Annotated in this window: 3 protein-coding genes; all 3 read left to right on the top strand. The window is 54.8% G+C overall.

The window, feature by feature from the left end:
* The coding region (locus AN233_RS06120; protein WP_080508384.1) for a primase-associated protein at positions 1-211 on the top strand (211 nt) is incomplete at its 5' end.
* 13 nt (positions 212-224) lie between these two features.
* Positions 225-1,463, top strand: a complete 1,239-nt coding sequence (locus AN233_RS17955; protein WP_231751375.1) for an HNH endonuclease — start codon at positions 225-227, stop codon at positions 1,461-1,463.
* Positions 1,464-2,072: 609 nt separating this feature from the next.
* A complete protein-coding gene (locus AN233_RS06115) occupies positions 2,073-2,513 on the top strand; it encodes a hypothetical protein (RefSeq protein ID WP_058365934.1) in 441 nt (146 codons plus the stop codon).
* Positions 2,514-2,879 lie beyond the last annotated feature (366 nt).

The raw sequence follows: 2,879 nt of genomic DNA, 5'->3' as shown, positions 1-2,879 counted from the left end.
GCAGGAGACCGAATACCAGGTCCGCTACGAGTTCTCGAACACCATCGACGGCGACACGCCGTTGCCGATGAACTGCGATAACGACGATCTGCAGCGCTACTGTATCGGCCAGGACCAGTGTCCCTACTCGATCTGGGGCAGTCTCCCGTTTCCTGATGAGATGTACGAGCAGGTTGAGGAGGAATCAGCTAGCCCCGCTGAGCAGTTTTAACTAGACAGATATTATGGCCTATGCCATTGGAAAACCATCTATGGAATGTGCCGACTGCGAGACTTCTCTTGATGATTTTATGGTTGACCAGTATGAGTTGGGTCGCCTCGATCTGGCCCTTTGCTTCTCGTGTTACCTTGCCCGCGACGAAACGGCGTTCGACTATAGTGATTATGAACCGTCAGGGCGATTCGGGAACCACAATGACGTCGTCAAGACCGCGCTTTCACAGAATAATGAGTTCAAAATCGAACTCCTGATAGAAGGCTACGAAAGCCAAGGGATAGTTCTGTTTGCCTCCACACGGAGCGATGCAGACTCGCTCCTCAGCGCTATTGCTAATTCAGAGCTAGGCGATTATATATCTCAGACTGCTGTGTTGCCTCTTCGTGAAGTCTATTCCGAGGAATATCAGCAGCTTTGCTGGGACGCAGCCAACTGGAGATACGACCCATATAGTACAGCCCGAGGAAGGGGCCCAGCTAGTGTCTCTGTCGTTCAGGGGATTCCGTGTATTGTGGATGGATACCGATATCTTGGCGATGAAGCTGAGAGTGTGATTTTTGATGGACTCCTTGAGGAATATCTGAGTGAAGTGGATATCAACCAGCTCGATTCTCTAAGTGATGCGAGGGCTGCTGCTGAAGACTGTTTCCCGATTGTCTCCGAGCTCGGTCTATCCTTCTCGATCCGTGTCGAGAAGTATTTCCGTCGAAACCCAGATCTGTTATCAACCCATTTTGCAACGCTAACTAGTGATGACTCTCAATACGTTCCTCATAGGCGGACATCTCTTGACGAGTTGAAACAGCTCTATGAATCTGGAGTTGAGGAGGCGGCGACTGCTAAGGAGGAAATACTGGCATTATTGGAAATGGCAGAGGGGGCTGCATCGAAGGATATTGCCAACGTTGTTGGCTGCTCGGATAGCTATGCCCGCCGGTTCAAATACGACCCTGAAAAAGAGAGAGCCGTCGAGAAAGCCTGGTCACAGTCTGCTCAGGAAGAAAAAGTCTCGCCTGGAACGAGAGACAGGATCATTAGACGCGACGGTTCGTGCCTCCGATGCAATCGGGAGGAAGAATTAACGGTACACCATATTCTCCCGATTTCAGAAGGAGGTGAATCCTGTGATGAGAATTTGGCCACTCTTTGTGAACCCTGCCATAAGGAAGCCCATGGGGGATCGTACTATCCCCCCACAACCGAATACGACGGAGATGATGGGTTTGAATCTTGGTTGAACCAATAGCACACAGAGTATTTCGATAGTAGAGCGGTAATTTGTCTGTGCCTTCTTTCAGAGGTGGAGGGCCCCCAACATGATGAAAATATCTAGACTATTATGCTTCAGCTGACCGTAGTTTGATTCTACCTCCTTGAAGCACGTCGAGCCGTTTCAGTGCTTAATACACCCGAAACCACTTGATATAGGTGATATCAGACCACCTGACTGATTCCAAAAAGAGACTTCCTATACCAAGGTAGTAGGGCTAATCCATCCATGTCAGATTCAATCCCCTATTTTGAGGGAGTAGAACCCTCCGTCGAGCAATTTTTCCGTCTCACCGCAATCTATAGTCTTCGTCGAGGTGTTTTCTACCGCCTCAAATCGGCCCGACGGGGTTCTTCTTCGATTTGAGGGCGTTATAGTGTCTTGCATATCGCGGTTTTCGTCCAAAGAAAGAGGCGATATGCAGTGTGCGAAGGCCGCCGGCTCTCTCAGGCCGAGGGGCCATCACAGGGGTAGCGGAACTACGGAAGTATCAGATTTAGCGCATTGGTTGACAGGGTGCGATTCGGTGGGGTCTGTCGCCCCCACGAGGGGGTGGCGGGGCGCATCACGTGCCCCCGATAGACGATGGCTTCGGAACAACGCAGCAGGGAACGAGCAGCGGATTACGCAGCAAGTACCCCCGACGATGAGGCGCCGTGGGCGGACCTCGAGATGGCGGTTCCGACCGACCGGGATCACGCGTCGGTCGTCGCGCTCGTGGAGTGTTCTCTCGTCGAACTCACGCACGATACCGTGGGCGCCGTCTTCATCTCCCGGCAGGTCGGGCGGTCGACGCGGACGCAGTACGTCGCCGCCGACGACGTCGGCGAGCAGTTCCAGAAGCGGCACTTCGACGACCGGCTGGGCTGGCACGAGACCACCGTCCCTCGACGAACCGTTCGCGACGAGCTCATCACCCAGCTCACGCAGTCGCCCTCGACGTCGGCGGAGCGATCAGGTGAAGGAGCAACCAGCGAGCCAGATACCTTCGTCGTGAAGCCAGTTCGAGAGCTCCGAGCGCCGTAGGGACGAGGCTTAACCAACATTTCCGACCAATACCGGCACGGTGTTGGTTAACGGTGGGGCTGGATCCACTCCCTCGCCCCCACCCACCGCCCGACTCCTCGAATGAGTGTATCCTGGCGGCCGGGCGATCCGAGGAGGTGCCGAATCTGTACGCCATGAACTGTTTGTCGGCGCCAGGAGGCGTGCAGCGCGCAACAGCGTGCGCTGCGTGACTCACCATGCCGGGTCCCGATCCTCACGACGACACGAGTCGCGACTACGAACGGTTCGAGAAAGAACAGCTCGCCCAGGACCGCGACGCCACCAGCGTCGACACGGCGGACATCGACGACACGACGGCCCAACGCTTGGTCAACGACCTCGTCG

Origin of the sequence: Haloparvum sedimenti (genome assembly GCF_001462205.1) — an archaeon.
In the GTDB taxonomy this organism is placed as follows: domain Archaea; phylum Halobacteriota; class Halobacteria; order Halobacteriales; family Haloferacaceae; genus Haloparvum; species Haloparvum sedimenti.
Note: the sequence above shows the minus strand (reverse complement) of the source record. Positions and strands in the feature narration are given on the sequence as shown.

What these genes read in the sequence shown, in the direction of transcription:
- AN233_RS17955 (WP_231751375.1), top strand. Translation starts at nt 225, where the DNA reads ATGGCCTATGCCATTGGAAAACCATCTATGGAATGTGCCGACTGCGAG.
- AN233_RS06115 (WP_058365934.1), top strand. Translation starts at nt 2,073, where the DNA reads ATGGCTTCGGAACAACGCAGCAGGGAACGAGCAGCGGATTACGCAGCA.